Below are 16,980 nucleotides of genomic sequence, written 5' to 3' on the forward strand. Positions count from 1 at the left end.
GAAGGAAGGGAATTCAATAAAATGACCACACAAAATACGAAAACTCTAAAAAAACAAGTTGCTCCCTTTGAACAATCAACTTCAAAAGAAAGTGTATGGCAGATAATAAATACTGTCGTGCCATTTATTGGCTTGTGGTACCTAGCCTATTTAAGCCTATCCGTTTCCTATTGGTTAGCATTAGTTCCCATTGTGATAGCCGCAGGATTTTTAACGAGGATTTTCATCATATTTCATGATTGTACCCATCATTCATTCTTTAAAAGCCGTCGTGCTAATCGAATCGTCGGGACTGCCATGGGTGTGTTAACGGTCTTCCCATTTGATCAATGGGGACATGAGCATTCTGTCCATCATGCGACAAGTGGAAACTTGGATAAACGCGGAACAGGTGATATTTGGACCCTTACAGTAGATGAATATTTAGCTGCACCACTTAGACTTCGTCTAGCCTATCGTTTTTATCGTAATCCACTGGTAATGCTTGGATTAGGTCCGATATATGTGTTCCTTCTTAAAAATCGATTTAACCGGAAAGGTGCAAAACAGAAGGAACGTAACAACACTTATTTAACGAATGTTCTAATCGTTGCTTTGATTGCCTTGCTTTGTTGGGCAATCGGATGGCAGGCGTTTCTACTAGTACAAGGTTCAATTTTTATGATTTCCGGAGCTGCTGGTATTTGGTTGTTTTACGTACAGCACACTTTTGAAGATTCTTATTTTGAAGAGGACAAAGAGTGGGAATATGTAAAAGCGGCAGTAGAGGGTAGCTCTTTCTATAAGCTTCCAAAAGTTTTGCAATGGCTCACTGGGAATATTGGTTTCCACCATGTTCATCATTTAAGCCCACGGGTGCCTAACTATAAATTGGAGGAAGCACATAATAATACGCCTCCGTTACAAAACGTACCAACCATTTCTCTTGCTACAAGCTTAAAGTCACTACGTTTCCGTTTGTGGGATGAGGAAAGAAAGAATTTTGTGAGCTTTAGAGAAGTCAAAGCTTTAGCTAAAAAGAGGTTTTCCGTACAAGTTAAACCTGAAATCTAACTAGATCAATAAAGGCTTGCTCCCCTTAATTTAAGGGGAGTTGTTACTTACATAAAAGCTGACAGATAAGGAGGGAACTTATATGATTCGAATTGTGATTGCTGAGGATCAGGAAATGCTGCTAGGGGCAATTGGTTCTCTCCTCAATTTGGAAGAGGATATGGAAGTAGTCGGGCAGGCGAGCAATGGGGAAGAGGCCCTTGCACTAGTGCACCGGTTGCAGCCGGATGTTTGTATCATGGATATTGAGATGCCTGAAATGAGCGGTCTTGAGGCAGCTGAGTCTTTAAAGGCATTTGGTTGTAAGGTTATAATCCTAACAACCTTTGCCAGGAGTGGGTATTATGGAAGGGCCTTACAAGCGGATGTAAGCGGGTATTTATTGAAGGATAGCCCGAGTGAGGAATTAGCAGGATCGATTCGCAGCATCATCAATGGACAGCGAATATACTGCCCCGAACTAATCGATGAAGACTCAAACCAAAACGAACAGAACATCGAAGAGTTCCAACCGCTAGCCGAGAGAAAGACAAAAATTAGCACAGTCAGAAATTACCTGACAACCATCCTAGATAGAATAAAATTACCAACAGGTTAAAAAATAAGGTGTCAGGCACCATGTGAAATCTTCACATGGTGCCTGACACCATTTTTTTGTTTTAAATTTCAATAATAATAGGGAGGATCATTGGCTTTCTCTTTGTTTGGGTGAATACATATTGTCCGACTGATTTTTTTATGTTTTGTTTGATTACATTCCATTGCCGGATATTCTCACTTTGCAGGTCATTTATGGTTTTCTTAGCAAGGCGGTTAATCTCTTTTAGGAGTTCATCCGAATTTCTTGCGTACACGAAACCACGTGTAATGGTGTCAGGTCCGGATATAATCCTTCGGTCACCTTTATTAATGGTTATTACAATTACGAGCATGCCATCCTCAGAAAGCTGTTTACGGTCTCGTAGCACAATGTCCCCGACATCGCCAACGCCCATCCCGTCCACATAGGTATCTCCTGCTGGAATCGACCGAGTCTGACGGGCCACCTGGTTTTCAACATCGACGACATCACCATTTTTGATAATGAAGGTATTTCCCTTCTCAACTCCAACGGACTCGGCTAACAACCGGTGGTGATGCAGCATTCGATATTCACCGTGAATCGGAATGAAATAGGTCGGCTTCATTAAGGTAAGCATCAGTTTTAAATCTTCCTGATAGCCATGACCGGACACATGCATACCCGTTGAACTTCCGGATCCATAGATAACTTTGGCGCCCAGTTGAAATAAATTGTCAATGATCCGAGAAACGTCCTTTTCATTTCCCGGTATTGGAGATGCTGCTAAAATAACCGTGTCTCCAGGATAAACGGATACATCGCGGAAATTTCCGCTAGCGAGACGAGCAAGGGCAGCCATTTGCTCCCCTTGACTACCCGTACAAAGGATGACCACCTTTTCAGGAGAAAGTCGATCAACTTCGCGTGGTTCAATGATCATCCCATCAGGAATGGTTAAATAACCACGCTCAATCGCAACTGAGACCACATTTACCATACTCCGGCCAAGGAGCGCGATCTTTCTATTGGCCTTTATCGCCGCGGCAACCACTTGTTGAACACGATTCACATTCGATGCAAAAGTGGAGATAAAGATTTTCCCGTCAGCTTTCATAAAGGCCTCATCCAAATTGTCACCAATCATTTGCTCAGACGGTGTTAGTCCCTTACGCTCAGCATTGGTACTTTCAGATAATAAAACTAACACACCTTGCTGACCAATATCGGCCATTTTATGAATATCTGAATGTTGATTATTCACAGGTGTTAAGTCAAATTTGAAGTCACCGGTATGAACGACATTACCTTCAGGTGTATGAAAGACAATACCGAGACAATCAGGAATACTATGGCTTACCCTGAAAAAGGATACAGTGGTTTCTCCAAACTCAAGTTTTGAATTAGAATCAATCGTCATGAGCTTCGTGTTTCCGTGAAGTCGATGCTCGTCAATTTTTAATTCAATTAGCCCAAGTGTAAAATGGGTAGCGTAGATAGGGATATTCAATTTTCTTAAGATATAAGGAATACCGCCAATATGATCTTCGTGCCCATGGGTCACAATTAGAGCACGGATCTTCTCCTGATTTTCTTCCAAGTAAGTAATATCGGGGATAATCAAATCAATGCCTAACAAACTTTCATCTGGAAATTTACCGCCGCAGTCAACTATAAAGATATCTTCAGCGTATTGAACCACATACATATTTTTACCGATTTCATTTATGCCGCCTAAAGAGAAAATGGATAATGTACTATCATTCGTTCGCAAAGTAAAATCCTCCTTAACCCAAGTAAATAAGAATAGTATGCCCCTTTGGATTTACTTTATCGGAAGGAGAGAGGTAAAACTTTTGTCGACCATCAAAAAAAACTGCCACAAACCCTGTTTTATTGAGGTTTGTGGCAGCTTGTTTTTATCGGTGGATTAATTATATTAATACTTTAACATTGCTCGCTGGTAGAACACCTTGTAGTGCTCTTTGCTCTTCGGTGGTTAATGGGAGCAATGGCAGGCGAAGACCTCCAACGTTCACTCCATTCATATTCAATGCGGCTTTTACCGGTGCTGGGTTTGGTGCCGCAAATAATGCTTTCATAATCGGGAGAAGACGGCGATGGGCACTAGCTGCATCTTGGACATTCCCATTTTTAAAATGATTAATCATTTCTTGTATTTCATTACCAATGACATGGGAAGCAACGGAAACCACTCCAGCTCCACCAATGGCTAAAACCGGCAATGCTAAGCCATCATCACCACTATAAAGGGTAAAATCACTTGGTGCTTGGCTAATAATTTCAGCCATAGCATCTAAGTTACCGCTTGCTTCTTTTAAGGCGACAATATTTGGAATCTGTGAAAGTCGAACAATGGTCTCTACCGACAGGTTGACCACACTTCGGCCGGGGATATTATAAAGCATAATCGGTAATGGTGTAGATTCAGCAATCGCTTTGAAGTGCTGATACATGCCCTCTTGGGATGGTTTGTTGTAATAAGGAGCAACAAGCATAATCCCATCGACTCCTGTTTCTTCAGCCAGCTTTGTTAAGCTGATGGAAGCTCTCGTGTTATTGGAGCCAGTTCCAGCGATAACCGGAACTCTTCCATTGACAGCGTCGACAACAAATTTAAATAAAGCGACTTTTTCTTCCGTTGTTAATGTAGGAGATTCTCCGGTTGTACCAGCAACTACGATTCCATCGGTACCATTTTCAATTAAATAATCAACAAGTGTTCTAGTCGCGTTAAAATCTATTTCACCATTTTGATCAAATGGTGTAACCATAGCGGTTAAAACTTGGCCAAAATTCATCATTTCTCACCCTTTAATTAAAATTTTTTTTAAAATTTAGAGGTGGGTAAGGCCATTCATAATTTAACGCAAAAAAGCAACAACGAGGGTTCGCTGTTGCAGTAGAAACATAAAAAAAATAAGTTCCCGTGCGTAAGATAGCCCTCCATATAGTTTCCTATATGACAGTTCTGTATTTTTTCAATAGCAGAACCAGCTTCAAGACCAATGAGATTCATTGAAGCTTCGGCAAATTCCCCTTTTCACAATCATCATTGGACCTCATTATCCTCCTATTGTGTACTCATGGTCTTTGCGCCTCTATCCTCACTTCAAAAAACGTGAAGTAAGAAAATATATAATTGATAGTAAATATATCAGAATATTCCCTTTGGTTCAAGGGCAATTGGAACTTTATTTTAAAATTCACACTATATTTCTGCCGTTTCTAAACTCAGTTTATCCTTTTCAACTTCTAAGGCAGATACAATATAAGCAAACCCGTTCATAACAAAATAAATAACATTAGATTGGACCCGTTCCTTTTCTCCCAAATAAGTATTTATGATAATACTGAAGGAAAAAAAGACAACAAATGATAATGCAATTTTATTAAAAATTATCATGTCTACCGACCCCTTTAATTAGGATTCTTATGTTTATCATATTTGCTATAAACCGGTTTTATGCGTGCCTTCGATTGGCCGGTTACCTGAAGTCAATTAGGGTCGGGGGTTGGTCCAGTCATAATCGTCCTTCCTGAACGTTCTTTCTTGCCGTGTAAAAAATAGTAAAGAATTGAGGTTGCCAGAGCGACAATACCTAAGATGACATACAGGTTGCTAAAGCCGGTTAATGGAATAATAAATCCAAGGATATATGGACCGAATCCAAGTCCTGCATCAAGAAAGATAAAGAAAGTCGATGTCGCCAAACCCATCCGATGGGGAGGCGTTACTTTAACGGCCACTGCTTGGGTGCTTGACTGCATGTTACCGAAACCAAGGCCAATTAGAACACCTGCTAGCAATAAAGTGATGCTGATACTAGCTGAACTTAACAGAAACAAGCCGACTGCTAAGAGGACAAAGCCCGGATACATAATAAAGTTTGCACCCTTCAGGTCCATTAAGCGGCCTGTGATCGGGCGTGATATCAATACTGCGATAGAATAGACTAGGAAGAAGAAACTCGCCGTACTAACTAAGTCAATTTCGATAGCATAGAAGTTAATAAAAGATAGAACGCTGGAATAACAAAAAGCTACTACCAGTGTAATGACAGCGATGGGCAGTGCCTTTGGCTCAATATAGTTGGAAAGCTTAAATCCTTTTACTTCAGCTATTTTTACAGATACAACTAATGGAGGCACATCAACAAAGAATGCTGTGATTAAACTAATTACCCCTAAAGCAAGGGAGAATATAAAAATCATTTGGAAATCTGTATGTTGGGTCATATAGAGTCCGATGAATGGCCCGATAGCAGTAGCGAGTGTCGCACTCATGCTGAAGTAGCCGATCCCTTCCGCTTTTCGAGCAGCCGGGATAATCTGGGCCACAATCGTACCTGTAGCAGTCCCCACCATTCCCCCTGCAATCCCGTGGAGTAAGCGGGTAATAAGCAGGAAGGTAATCCCGAAGTTCACAAAATACAAAAGAAGCGTCAAAATAAATAAAATGATACCAATGAATAACGTTTTCTTTCGGCCAATTGACTCAATAAACCGGCCAATCACCAACCGGCCAATTAAAGACCCGACAATAAATATTCCTGTTACAAGCCCTGCTTGACTTGTAGAAGCACCAAATTCATCGACTGCATAAACACCGATGATTACGATTAATAAATAAAAGACTAAAGTTACGAAAAAATTGACCGTGGAAACAATGGTGAAATCCTTTGTCCACAGTTTAGCTCTAGGTTGAGTCACTTATTAAAACCCCTTATTTAATAATATTTTTACGAATTTCCCCCATAATGCGGATGGCCTCGAGCTGTTCATGCTCTGAGATGCCTTTTAAAATGTCCGTTTCATACTGATCAATCGTCACACGGACTTCCGTATATACTTTTCTCCCAAGCTCTGTCAGCTGTGTTCTCTTTTCACGTTTATCATTGCTCGGAACCTGCTCGACATAGCCCAATTCTTCCAAGCGGTTCATGGTCCGGGTGACAGTGGGCTTCTCTACATATAAATAATGAGAGAGTTCCACTAGCGTTGCTGAGCCATTATTGAATAAGTAGTAAAAAATCGACCATTGCGCTCTATGGAGATGATGCTCGGCGAGATGAATATTAAGTTTATTCTCGAACGGACGGTACAACATCAGTAATTGGTGGAAAAATTTTTGAGAAGTATTTATTTGAAACACCCCTTGTTAAATGGTTAGTTAGAGTAATAATTACCTTGGGTAACTATTATAGTATAACAGAAATGATAATAAAATGTCTAATGTTAGAGGTGGGGTGATACTAATCAAACGTTTGATTGGGACGGGATGAGGCCTTGGTGTATATGGATTTTTGGGGTAAAGACTTTTTCTGGATAATATAATCAAACGATTGATTAAAAGGGCCTGAGTCCTTGGTGTATAAGGTTTTTATGAGGTGGGTAATTTTTTATGAAAAAAAACTAATCAAACGTTTGATTAAATGTGGATGAAGCCTTGGTATTGCTCTATTTTTTCCTATTAGTTATTTCGATACAAATACAGACCAAATCCTAAGGTATCTCTGCCCCATGTCAAATAGGTCCGGCGCCATGTGCGAATTCGCTGCAGCATCGCTTCACAATCGGGGTCATCTGGATTTTCAAGACAATAATTCTCGACTGACATCGAATAAAGCCATTCGTAATCATCCCAGTCATCTGCATTAGCAACATAAGACCAAAGTGGGATTAAACCTAATTCTTCACCAGCCTTAACGGTATCCGCATGGCTTTTACATTCCGACTCGTCTGCACCGCCAAGCGCCTCTAAATATTCAGGACTGGGAGTCTGCTTCCAATAGCCTTCACCTATTAAAATGTGGCCATTTTTCTTTACAAGACGTTTTAGTGTTTTTAGTGTAGGTTCCAGTCCGCCCAAGGCATGGGTAGATCCGATACAAATCCCAAAATCATACCCGTCTGGATCACATCTCTCAACCGCCGTGCTGGCATCTTCCACGATAAACTCAATACTGCCTTCAGGAATTCTAGTGCTTGCATTCCGCTTCGCTTCCTCAATGGACCCGTCATACAATTCTATTGCAGTGGAGGTAACCTGGTAGTTTTCCACCAACCGAATTAACAATTCGCATTTACCAGCCCCAATATCAATCACCTTATCTGATGCTTTAGGCGATACAATTCCGAGCATCTTCATAATTTTTGCCTCGCTGATTGGATTACTAAATGCATGATTACGATGGGCAATAGCTGAAAATTTGTTTCTATTCATGGATAATGTCTCCTTTTCTACGACAAGTGGATGTGGATTCTACCTAACGCTTTCCTATTTCATTTATTATCTTTATCCCTTGAATGTCAACATATTAATGTAATCTTTTTGTTATTGAAGACATCGAACCCCTTGAAGTTTATTTTCAACTATAATAAACCAAGCACTCGATTGGGAAGTAATTGTGCCCTTGAGTGCGGAAAAATAAGGTCAGCGGTAACAATTAGGGAGTAATTGTGCCCTTGAGTGCGGAAAAATAGGGTCAGCGGTAAAAATTAGGGAGTAATTGTGCTCCTGAGCGCGGAAAATTAGAAATAACGGTAACGATTATTTGCATTACCCTTCACTATCTTATTTAATAAAAGCGAGTCATAAAAATTTAAATAAGAATGAGGTAATTCATTTGAAAGCACTTATGTTTAAAACATTTGGCGGCCCGGAAGTCCTCGAATATGGTGATATTGCGGAACCTGTGATTGGTCCGGACGAAATACTGCTAAGCATGAAAGCAATTGGTCTGAATTTTGCCGATATATATAGAAGAAAAGGAAACTATCATCTAGCCGGAGAGCCACCCTATATCTTAGGGTATGAAGGGGCTGGAATCGTAGCAAAGACGGGATCCAATGTCCATGGTATCAGCATTGGTGACCGGATGGCATTTGCCGATGTACCTTATGCAAACGCCGAGCAAGTAGCCGTTCCAGTTGAAAAAGCTATACCAGTGCCTGACACCATTTCATTTGCAGATGCGGCATCCGTATTGCTTCAAGGATTAACGGCTCATTATTTAACGAAGGATAGCTATGCGGTGAAAAAGAATGATACCGTGTTGGTGCATGCTGCAGCAGGCGGTGTGGGGCAGCTTCTTGTTCAAATTGTAAAATTACTTGGAGGCACGGCAATTGGCTTAACTTCTTCCTTTGAAAAAAGAGCTGCTGCAGTAAAGGCGGGTGCGGACCAAGTCTTTTTATATAAGGATAATTGGAAGGAACAAGTACTCGAGGAGACGAATGGCAAGGGCGTAGATGTGGTCTACGAATCAGTAGGTTCTACTCTTCAGGATAGCTTTGAGGTTACTCGCACCGGTGGAACGGTCGTATTTTACGGAATGGCAGGGGGCGACCCAGCATTGGTTGACCCGAGAATGTTAATGGATACATCAAAAACCCTCGCAGGCGGGGACCTATGGAATGTGCTGACGTCCCGAGAAGAACGAATAGCTCGTTCAAATGAGCTGTTTCGGTGGGTGGAGGCAGGAAAATTAGTAGTTTCAGAACCAACAGTCTTCCCGTTGCAGGATGGCCAAGAAGCACACCGCTATCTAGAAGGCCGTAAGAGCATGGGGAAAATTTTATTAATTCCATAAAGAGAAGGTGTTGTTCTTGTGCACCAAACTGGCTTCCGCAATCGGAACTGGCGCCAAAAGGAGCACTATGATGCCCGTCAATCATGAAAAAGGGCTGTAACGGTAACCATAGGAGCACTATGATGCCCGTCAATCATGAAAAAGGGCTGTAACTGTAACCATAGGAGCACTATGATGCCCGCCAGCAGCGAAAAATGGTTGGAACGGTAACCATAGGAGCACTATGATGCCCGTCAACCGTGAAAAAGGACGGTAACGGTAACCATAAGGAGTACAATGATTTCCTTTACCTGCAATTTCTAATGTAATTTAATCAGAAGCACCTCAAACGAGAGCCTCTACAATTGTGGGTAAGCTGTAATCTTTTGAGGTACCCACATAGGAAAAGACGAATATAAAAACAACTATAAAAGCAGTGTGTTTCTCAGATGAATCACACTGTTTTTTGCGCGTTATATAGGAAGATTATGTTAAAATTTTAAGTTTTAAGATTCCTTTTCGGTATTTCAAAGCTGTAAGAATCTAAGCCTTTCATGATTGAGGGATATCCTGCTTTATTGTTTTTTCTTTTTCCAATTAACAGTATTGTATGACTTGTGTGTGTCACATTTGGGCCTTCACTCATATACTAAGTTTGAAAAAAGATTAGTTGTATGACATATGTGCACTTTCAAAATATTGTTAAAAGGGGTAGAAAAAATGAATCACAAATGGATATTAGCGATTGATGCCGGCGCATACGAGGTGAAAGGAAGAACAAGGGACGATGTGTTTAAGTTTAGGTCAACAATTGGACCTTACCGCCATCTTCATTTGGTGAATGCAGATAGCAGCCAAATGGAAGCCGGCGACTACATCGTCGAGTACGGGGACGAGAAGCTGTTTGTGGGGAATATCGCATGGCGGGAATGTCATGCAATAAGAGAGCCGAGAGATATTTCGAAGGCGCACGAAGAAACAAAGATCAGGGTACTGGTGGCAGTTCATCAGTATGGTAAAACGGAAGGGAACTGTGTAGTGATTGGGCAGCCGATCCGTGGAATGGTGAATAAAGACAGGGAAAGTATGGAGACCATGCTGAAAGGGGAACACACGATCACGGTAAACAATGTTAGGAAGACGTTTAACATCGAGGAAGTAAAAGTCGCTCCTGAAGGGTCTGGGGCATACTTCAGCATGGAAGACAGGCCGGAGGACATTGCGAACATCATCGACGCTGGAAGTGGTACCTTCAACTATTTAAGAGTGGAAGATGGCTACTTTATTGACAGGAAAAGCGGGACCCTTGCTTTCGGTGCTGAAACAGACATGGAAATGACAGAAAAACAAATGGCAGTAGCCATCCTGGCGGAACTTCGGGGCAAGTGGAACTTATACGAACCGACCTATCTTTGCGGAGGAATTGCTGAATATCTTCTGCCATATATTAAGGAGCATTTTAGTAATATCAAGCTAATCAGACCCGTCCTCTACCGGACAAACGGACACAAAGCATACAGTCCGCAATATGCCAATGCTTTCGGATTTTATTCTATGGGGAAAGTGGTCTTTGTTGATGAATGAACTGAATCGAAAGATCAAGTCCGTCCCTTTCAACCTCGATGACCCTTATGAAAGAGAGCTTCTAGAACATTGTAACCAGTACATTCACTTTGCGACATATATCAAACGCCTGATCCAACGAGATATGGAACAGGGTGTCGGATTCATTCGTAAAGAATATGAAAAGGTAGAAATGAAACTAGAAAAATCTATCGACAAGTCGAAGTTGAAAAGCTTCGGTCTCTAACTCCTATATGGGGTCTTTTTTTTGGATTCTATACTTATGGGTTCCATACCTTTTACCTTTTCTACATTTTCCTCAAAGTAATTTGAATCCATTTTATGGTGTCAGGCACCAGAGTAGATTACCTATTTTTTATGGTGTTAGGCACCAGAGTAGATTATCTATTTTTTATGGTGTCAGGCACCACAATGGATTATCAATTAAAGAAAAAAGTTTTTCTTGCAAAAGCGCTTTCATTGGGTTTATAATATGAATAAATCGATTTACTAAACCGATTTACTAAAACGGTTTATCAGAAATACTTTTTAAAAAGGAGTCTTCGTTATGCAAAATGTAATTGTCCCGATAAATGCTTTTGATAGATTTGAAGTGTTGAAGAAGGGGCAAACTTCATTCATTAGACTCATTGCCGAGTCCGGTGCTTTTGGAATTGAGATTCGCCGTGAATTATTGTCGGAGCAGGATCCTCCACTGGATAGTATGAGAAAAGAAATTGAACAATATCAACTTTTTACCGTGTACTCGGCTCCGATTGAGCTATGGAAAAAGGATCACGGTTTAAATGAAAAGAAATTAAACGAGATCTTTCATGAGGGAATAGCACTTGGAGCTAAATGGATAAAAGTATCACTAGGGCATTTTCACAAAGGTCAATCAAATATCAGGGAGCTCGATGCTTTTTTGAACCAGCACCAAGGAATTCAATTGCTAGTTGAAAATGACCAGACGCTTCATGGCGGGAATATCAATCAATTAACGTCCTTTTTTGAAAGCGCCTCCGAGCAGGACACACCAGTAAAAATGACATTTGACGCAGGGAACTGGTATTATTCCGGTCAGGATGTGGACGAAGCATTAAGTAAGCTTTCACCATATGTCCATTATCTGCATTTGAAACAAGTAGAAGATGATCATGGCGAGTTCATCACGGTGCCTCTTCAAAATGATGGGAGTCACAGCTGGGAGAAGGTTATGAATAGTTTGCCATCTGAAATCGCAAAGGCGCTTGAGTTTCCTATCGAGCCAAAGGAGAAAACAAAAGAGTTTATTCAGATGATAACAGAAAGTGAGGCTTTATCATGCAACAGTTAGATGTGATTACATTTGGAGAAGCGATGGCAATGTTTATGGCTAATCATCCGGGTTCCTTACACGAAGTTGACCAATTTACCCGGGAGCTTGCCGGTGCAGAAACCAATGTGGCAATTGGGCTTGCCAGGCTGGGCCTTCGCTCGGGTTGGGCAAGTAAAGTCGGAAATGATGCCTTTGGAAAATTTATTATCGAAAGGCTCAAAAATGAAAACGTTGACATTGACCATGTGTTGATCGACAAAAAATATCCGACTGGATTTCAATTGAAGTCAATGGTAGTAGAAGGCGACCCAGAGGTCCAATATTTCCGCAAGGGTTCGGCAGCGAGCCATCTAACTAGCGAAGATTTTAATGAAGAGTATTTTCAAGCGGCAAGGCACTTGCATATGACAGGGATACCTTTAGCCCTCTCGGAAAGTGCAAGAGCCTTTGCAAGACACGCTCTATCATTTATGAAAAAGAATGGGAAAAAGATTTCCTTTGACCCGAATTTAAGGCCGACTCTTTGGAAATCACAAGAAGAAATGGTGAAGGAAATTAATGAAGCGGCGTTCCTAGCTGATTACGTGTTACCGGGAATCGCTGAGGGTGAAATCTTAACCGGTTTCAAGGAGCCGCGTGAAATCGCTTCCTTTTACTTGGAAAAGGGTGTAGAGCTTGTCGTCATTAAGCTTGGTGCAGAGGGAGCATTTTATAAAACAGCAACAGAAGAAGGAACCGTTCGCGGTTTCCATGTCGAAAAGGTTGTTGATACCGTTGGTGCGGGCGATGGCTTTGCAGTTGGGGTAATCAGTGGATTACTCGAAGGTCTCCACGTTCTTGATGCGGTTTCAAGGGGAAATGCAATTGGTTCGTTAGCAGTTCAATCACCCGGTGATAACGATGGCTATCCAACCAAAGAAGAGTTAGCAAAATATATAGAAAAAAACTTACAGGGAGTGAAATAACATGAAACAAACGATTGCCAAACAACGATGGTTACGTCTGATTCCAATTGCTTTTATCACTTACAGTCTTGCCTACCTTGACCGTGCTAACTATGGGTTCGGTGCAGCCTCAGGATTAGCTGAGGACCTTCACATTACAGCGGGTACTTCTTCCTTACTTGGTTCGCTATTCTTCTTAGGTTATTTCTTTTTCCAAGTGCCTGGTGCTGCTTTTGCCGAGAAAAAGAGTGCAAAAGTCCTTATTTTCTGGTCATTGATTGCTTGGGGGTTATTAGCTTCTTTCACAGGGATGATCACCAATATTAAATTATTATTTGTGATACGCTTTGCACTCGGGGTAGTGGAAAGTGCGGTAATGCCGTCTATGCTTGTACTCTTAAGTAACTGGTTTACGAAAGCAGAGCGTTCTCGTGCGAATACGTTCTTAATCTTAGGAAACCCTGCAACCGTGTTATGGATGTCAATTGTTTCTGGTTATTTAGTTAACTCTGTGGGCTGGAGATGGATGTTTATTGCCGAAGGTCTTCCTGCCGTTATTTGGGCATTTATTTGGTGGAAAGTTGTAAATGACAAACCAAGAGATGCAAAATGGTTAACTGAACAGGAAAAGAATGATTTTGAACAACAATTAGCAAAAGAACAAGAAGGGATCAAGCCAGTAAAAAATTACGGCGAAGCTTTTAAATCGAAACCAGTTATTTTGTTAAGCGCTCAATATTTCCTTTGGAGCATTGGTGTGTATGGGTTTGTAATGTGGCTTCCTTCTATTATTAAAGCCGCGCCAAATATGGATATTGTAAAAACAGGCTGGTTGTCATCTGTACCTTATATTTTAGCCATTATTCTTATGTTAGTAGCTTCTTATTTCTCTGATAAAACATTGAACAGAAACGCCTTTGTTTGGCCATTCCTATTAATTGGTGCAATCGCATTTTATGCCTCTTATGCCATTGGAACGGACCATTTCTGGATTTCATTTGTCTTATTAGTCATTGCCGGTGGTGCGATGTATGCTCCATATGGTCCATTCTTTGCGATCATTCCTGAAATCCTCCCTCGTAACGTGGCTGGCGGCGCAATGGCCCTTATTAACAGCATGGGTGCATTAGGATCGTTTGTTGGCTCTTATATCGTAGGGTATTTGAATGATTCGACTGGTGGATTCGGTGCTTCTTACATCTTCATGGCAGGATCTTTATTCCTTTCCGCTATTTTAACCATTTGGGCGGTAAAAGCGGCAAAAAAGGAAAGTAAGAAACCAGCTGATGCAAAAATAAGTGCATAAAAAACTGTCAACAGCTTTGGGATTTCTCCAAGGCTGTTACTAATTTAAATAAAATAGAGAGAAGAGGAGTTTTTAAAATGGGAGTAGAAGAAATTAAAAAACGGGCGGTTGTTGCGGTCATTCGGGGGGCTAATATGGAAACCATCATTCCAATGGCTCATGCCCTTAAAGATGGCGGAGTCACAGCGCTTGAAATTACGATGGAAACCCCAAAAGCATTAGCGATTATTGAAAAAGCGGCCGATGTGTTTGGTGATGAGATTTTTGTAGGGGCCGGAACGGTTTTGGACGCTGAGACTGCCCGTGCAGCCATTTTGTCGGGAGCAAAGTTTGTTTTTTCACCGACTGTACGGAAGGAAACGATCGAGATGACGAAACGGTATGGGGTCATTAGTGTCCCAGGTGCATTTACCGCAACCGAAATTCTAACTGCCTATGAGTATGGTGCCGATGTAATTAAAGTATTCCCTGCAGGAAGTGTAGGACCTGGTTACTTTAAAAATCTAGCGGGTCCGCTGCCGCATATTCCGTTAATGCCGACAGGCGGGATTGATATGGAAAATGCCAAGGATTATATCCGTGCTGGAGCGGTTGCTGTGGGTGTCGGAAGTTCGTTGGTTGATTCGAAAAAAGCATTAACCGATGAGTATCTAAGGTTGATAACCGAGAATGCAAGGAAGTTAATGGAAGAAGTCCAGTCAGCGCGGTAAGCAGAATGGGAGGATGACCATAAGTGGCGAGTACTTGGTTATAAACAAGTGCTTTGTCATTTAGGGGGTCATCCTCCTTTCGTTTACATGTGGGCGACTTTGAATCGATCATTACTGGATAATTAGTAGATTTGCCGCTAAAATGAAGTCAGTGAACCAAGAGGAAAGAGGAAGATAGGCATGGAAAAAGTAACAATGGCCGATGTAGCAAAAGCGGCAGGCGTGTCAAAAAGTACCGTTTCTCAATACTTAAATAAACGGTTTGAATATATGGGGGAAAAAACCAAGCTTAAAATTGAAGCAGCGATTGAAGAACTTGGCTACCAACCCAATTTTATCGCAAGAAGTCTAAAGCAAAAGCGGACCTCTATGGTTGGAATCATTGTTGCCAATATTACGCATTTTTTTTCAACTGAAATCAGCCGTGCCATTGAGGATTTTTGTCATCAACATGATTTGCATGCCATCGTCTGTAACGCGGATGATGATCCCGAAAAAGAGAAGAAATATATTGAAATGTTGAGAGCAAAGCAGGTCGATGGTCTGATCATTTTTCCTACTGGACAAAATAATGATTTATATAAAACCATGGTGCGTCAAGGCTATCCTGTTGTGTTTGTAGATAGAAGAGTCGAGAATCTTGATGTGTTTTCAGTAATTACGGATAATACTCATTCCACTTCCATGGCCGTGCAAAGTTTCATTGAGAGGGGCCATCAAAATATTGCCTTTGCGGTACAGCCACTTACAGTTAGTCCCCGAATAGATAGACTGGAGGGCTATAAAAGGGCATTAACGGATGCCGGTATAAAGGTTAATCCAGATTTCATTATAGAAGCTAGTATTACGGAGATGAAAAGCAAATTAGAAAAGCTTTTTTCATTAGAGGTTAAACCAACAGCAATCTTTGCAGCAAATGATCGTGTTTTTCTCGCGGTTGCAGAATTTATTAAGGAAAAGGGAATTAAGCTAGGGAAAGAGCTTGAGTTGATAGTATTTGATAATATTCCATTTGCTCATTTACTAGAGGACCCCATTTCCTTCATTAGTCAGCCGGCATCAGAAATGGGACACAAGGCTGCAGAGCTGTTATTTGAACAGATTAATAAAGAAAACACTTCTCCGGGAGTGTTTGTTTTTCCAAGCAAGTTGGTGTAGAAACGATTCATTAGTGCCTGACACCAAAACTGGTTCGGGCACACTTTGTTCATTGAAAAACGCTTACAAATGAAGTATAATTAATTCATAAACCGATTTAGTAAACCGATTTATCTAAACCCCATGTAAAGGAGTTTGATTATGAAAATACAACTTGCTTTGGATCGGATGGAAATAGCTGAAGCCATCGAGTTAACAAAGAAAGTAGAGGATTCCATTGATTGGATTGAGGTTGGTACTTCTCTAATCAAAGAATTCGGTGTGGCTAGCATAAAAGAGATGAAACAAGCATTTCCAAATAAACAAATAGTAGCTGATATAAAAACGATTGATAATGCCCGTTATGAATTTGAACTGTGTTTTGATGCTGGGGCAGATGTTGCTACCGTCATGGGAGTCTCTCCCCTTGTAACAATTGATACCTGTCTGGAAGTAGCCCATCGTTATCAAAAAAAGGTCATGATTGATCTGTTAAATACGTCTGATCAACAAAAAAGAGAATTACGGAAATACAAGGACGCCATATTTTGCGAGCACGTGAGTAAGGACCAACAAGAAGAATTAGGCAGTCAAAATCATGGCACAAAGCAAAGTGATTTTTCAGAATTTCAGGTAGCGGCAGCTGGTGGGATTACCCTAGATTCGATGGAAGACCTCGTACGGTCTTTAAACCCATCGGTTGTGATTATTGGCTCAGCGATTACGAAAGCGGATAATCCGTCGGCGGCAGCAGCACAGTTTAAACAACTTATTTTACAAACGGAGGGGAAATAA

General features: G+C 41.1%; 17 protein-coding genes and 1 riboswitch. Of the genes, 11 read left to right on the top strand and 6 right to left on the bottom strand.

Annotation, left to right across the window (positions count from 1 at the left end):
* Positions 1-21 precede the first annotated feature (21 nt).
* Together CCK98_RS03330 and CCK98_RS03335 are read left to right on the top strand one after the other, a co-directional pair.
* On the top strand, positions 22-1,053 hold the full coding sequence (locus CCK98_RS03330) for a fatty acid desaturase (protein ID WP_088085270.1): 1,032 nt from the start codon (positions 22-24) through the stop codon (positions 1,051-1,053).
* 82 nt (positions 1,054-1,135) lie between these two features.
* Entirely contained in the window at positions 1,136-1,651 is a 516-nt protein-coding gene (locus tag CCK98_RS03335) for a response regulator transcription factor (protein ID WP_088085271.1), read from the top strand.
* Positions 1,652-1,712: 61 nt separating this feature from the next.
* Here the strand turns inward: CCK98_RS03335 and CCK98_RS03340 are convergent, their stop codons facing one another.
* From CCK98_RS03340 to CCK98_RS03365, 6 genes are all read right to left on the bottom strand, one after another.
* Positions 1,713-3,320: a ribonuclease J gene (locus CCK98_RS03340; RefSeq protein WP_373408520.1), complete on the bottom strand. Its 1,608-nt coding sequence runs from the start codon at positions 3,318-3,320 to the stop codon at positions 1,713-1,715.
* A gap of 226 nt (positions 3,321-3,546) precedes the next feature.
* Positions 3,547-4,434: a 4-hydroxy-tetrahydrodipicolinate synthase gene (dapA, locus tag CCK98_RS03345; RefSeq protein ID WP_088085273.1), complete on the bottom strand. Its 888-nt coding sequence runs from the start codon at positions 4,432-4,434 to the stop codon at positions 3,547-3,549.
* A gap of 130 nt (positions 4,435-4,564) precedes the next feature.
* Positions 4,565-4,745: riboswitch (Lysine riboswitch) on the bottom strand.
* Between the two features lie 99 nt (positions 4,746-4,844).
* A complete protein-coding gene (locus CCK98_RS03350) occupies positions 4,845-5,039 on the bottom strand; it encodes a hypothetical protein (RefSeq protein ID WP_088085274.1) in 195 nt (64 codons plus the stop codon).
* A 92-nt stretch (positions 5,040-5,131) separates the two neighbouring features.
* Positions 5,132-6,346 (bottom strand): MFS transporter, encoded by a 1,215-nt coding sequence (locus CCK98_RS03355; RefSeq protein ID WP_088085275.1) that lies wholly within the window; start codon positions 6,344-6,346, stop codon positions 5,132-5,134.
* A 13-nt stretch (positions 6,347-6,359) separates the two neighbouring features.
* Positions 6,360-6,779 carry a MarR family winged helix-turn-helix transcriptional regulator gene (locus tag CCK98_RS03360; RefSeq protein ID WP_088090280.1) on the bottom strand — a complete coding sequence of 140 codons (420 nt, stop codon included), beginning with the start codon at positions 6,777-6,779 and terminating at the stop codon, positions 6,360-6,362.
* Between the two features lie 327 nt (positions 6,780-7,106).
* Positions 7,107-7,859 (bottom strand): cyclopropane-fatty-acyl-phospholipid synthase family protein, encoded by a 753-nt coding sequence (locus tag CCK98_RS03365; RefSeq protein WP_088085276.1) that lies wholly within the window; start codon positions 7,857-7,859, stop codon positions 7,107-7,109.
* A 403-nt stretch (positions 7,860-8,262) separates the two neighbouring features.
* Between CCK98_RS03365 and CCK98_RS03370 the strand changes: the two genes are divergently transcribed.
* From CCK98_RS03370 to hxlA, 9 genes are all read left to right on the top strand, one after another.
* Positions 8,263-9,228 (top strand): quinone oxidoreductase, encoded by a 966-nt coding sequence (locus tag CCK98_RS03370; protein ID WP_088085277.1) that lies wholly within the window; start codon positions 8,263-8,265, stop codon positions 9,226-9,228.
* A gap of 699 nt (positions 9,229-9,927) precedes the next feature.
* A complete protein-coding gene (locus CCK98_RS03375) occupies positions 9,928-10,791 on the top strand; it encodes a ParM/StbA family protein (RefSeq protein WP_088085278.1) in 864 nt (287 codons plus the stop codon).
* A complete protein-coding gene (locus CCK98_RS03380) occupies positions 10,784-11,017 on the top strand; it encodes a hypothetical protein (RefSeq protein WP_088085279.1) in 234 nt (77 codons plus the stop codon). Before CCK98_RS03375 ends, CCK98_RS03380 begins: the two co-directional genes overlap by 8 nt.
* 321 nt (positions 11,018-11,338) lie before the next feature.
* Positions 11,339-12,106 carry a sugar phosphate isomerase/epimerase gene (locus tag CCK98_RS03385; RefSeq protein WP_088085280.1) on the top strand — a complete coding sequence of 256 codons (768 nt, stop codon included), beginning with the start codon at positions 11,339-11,341 and terminating at the stop codon, positions 12,104-12,106.
* Entirely contained in the window at positions 12,094-13,053 is a 960-nt protein-coding gene (locus CCK98_RS03390) for a sugar kinase (RefSeq protein ID WP_088085281.1), read from the top strand. The genes CCK98_RS03385 and CCK98_RS03390 overlap by 13 nt, the downstream gene beginning before the upstream one ends.
* A gap of 1 nt (position 13,054) precedes the next feature.
* The gene (locus CCK98_RS03395; RefSeq protein ID WP_088085282.1) at positions 13,055-14,338 is read left to right on the top strand and encodes an MFS transporter; all 1,284 of its coding nucleotides are present in this window, start codon (positions 13,055-13,057) and stop codon (positions 14,336-14,338) included.
* Positions 14,339-14,415: 77 nt separating this feature from the next.
* Complete coding sequence (locus tag CCK98_RS03400) at positions 14,416-15,048, top strand: bifunctional 4-hydroxy-2-oxoglutarate aldolase/2-dehydro-3-deoxy-phosphogluconate aldolase (RefSeq protein WP_088085283.1); 633 nt, start codon at positions 14,416-14,418, stop codon at positions 15,046-15,048.
* A 180-nt stretch (positions 15,049-15,228) separates the two neighbouring features.
* Positions 15,229-16,206: a LacI family DNA-binding transcriptional regulator gene (locus CCK98_RS03405; protein ID WP_088085284.1), complete on the top strand. Its 978-nt coding sequence runs from the start codon at positions 15,229-15,231 to the stop codon at positions 16,204-16,206.
* Between the two features lie 141 nt (positions 16,207-16,347).
* A complete protein-coding gene (hxlA, locus tag CCK98_RS03410) occupies positions 16,348-16,980 on the top strand; it encodes a 3-hexulose-6-phosphate synthase (protein ID WP_088085285.1) in 633 nt (210 codons plus the stop codon).

It is taken from the genome of Bacillus sp. OV166 (assembly GCF_900177675.1).
Taxonomy (GTDB): domain Bacteria; phylum Bacillota; class Bacilli; order Bacillales; family Cytobacillaceae; genus Neobacillus.

Bases quoted from the DNA above. Each gene is read 5' to 3' on its own strand.
- dapA (WP_088085273.1), bottom strand. From the start codon at position 4,434: ATGAATTTTGGCCAAGTTTTAACCGCTATGGTTACACCATTTGATCAA.
- CCK98_RS03380 (WP_088085279.1), top strand. From the start codon at position 10,784: ATGAATGAACTGAATCGAAAGATCAAGTCCGTCCCTTTCAACCTCGAT.
- CCK98_RS03335 (WP_088085271.1), top strand. From the start codon at position 1,136: ATGATTCGAATTGTGATTGCTGAGGATCAGGAAATGCTGCTAGGGGCA.
- CCK98_RS03390 (WP_088085281.1), top strand. From the start codon at position 12,094: ATGCAACAGTTAGATGTGATTACATTTGGAGAAGCGATGGCAATGTTT.
- CCK98_RS03405 (WP_088085284.1), top strand. From the start codon at position 15,229: ATGGAAAAAGTAACAATGGCCGATGTAGCAAAAGCGGCAGGCGTGTCA.
- CCK98_RS03385 (WP_088085280.1), top strand. From the start codon at position 11,339: ATGCAAAATGTAATTGTCCCGATAAATGCTTTTGATAGATTTGAAGTG.
- CCK98_RS03350 (WP_088085274.1), bottom strand. From the start codon at position 5,039: ATGATAATTTTTAATAAAATTGCATTATCATTTGTTGTCTTTTTTTCC.
- CCK98_RS03365 (WP_088085276.1), bottom strand. From the start codon at position 7,859: ATGAATAGAAACAAATTTTCAGCTATTGCCCATCGTAATCATGCATTT.
- hxlA (WP_088085285.1), top strand. From the start codon at position 16,348: ATGAAAATACAACTTGCTTTGGATCGGATGGAAATAGCTGAAGCCATC.
- CCK98_RS03375 (WP_088085278.1), top strand. From the start codon at position 9,928: ATGAATCACAAATGGATATTAGCGATTGATGCCGGCGCATACGAGGTG.
- CCK98_RS03395 (WP_088085282.1), top strand. From the start codon at position 13,055: ATGAAACAAACGATTGCCAAACAACGATGGTTACGTCTGATTCCAATT.
- CCK98_RS03330 (WP_088085270.1), top strand. From the start codon at position 22: ATGACCACACAAAATACGAAAACTCTAAAAAAACAAGTTGCTCCCTTT.
- CCK98_RS03340 (WP_373408520.1), bottom strand. From the start codon at position 3,320: ATGTATGTGGTTCAATACGCTGAAGATATCTTTATAGTTGACTGCGGC.
- CCK98_RS03400 (WP_088085283.1), top strand. From the start codon at position 14,416: ATGGGAGTAGAAGAAATTAAAAAACGGGCGGTTGTTGCGGTCATTCGG.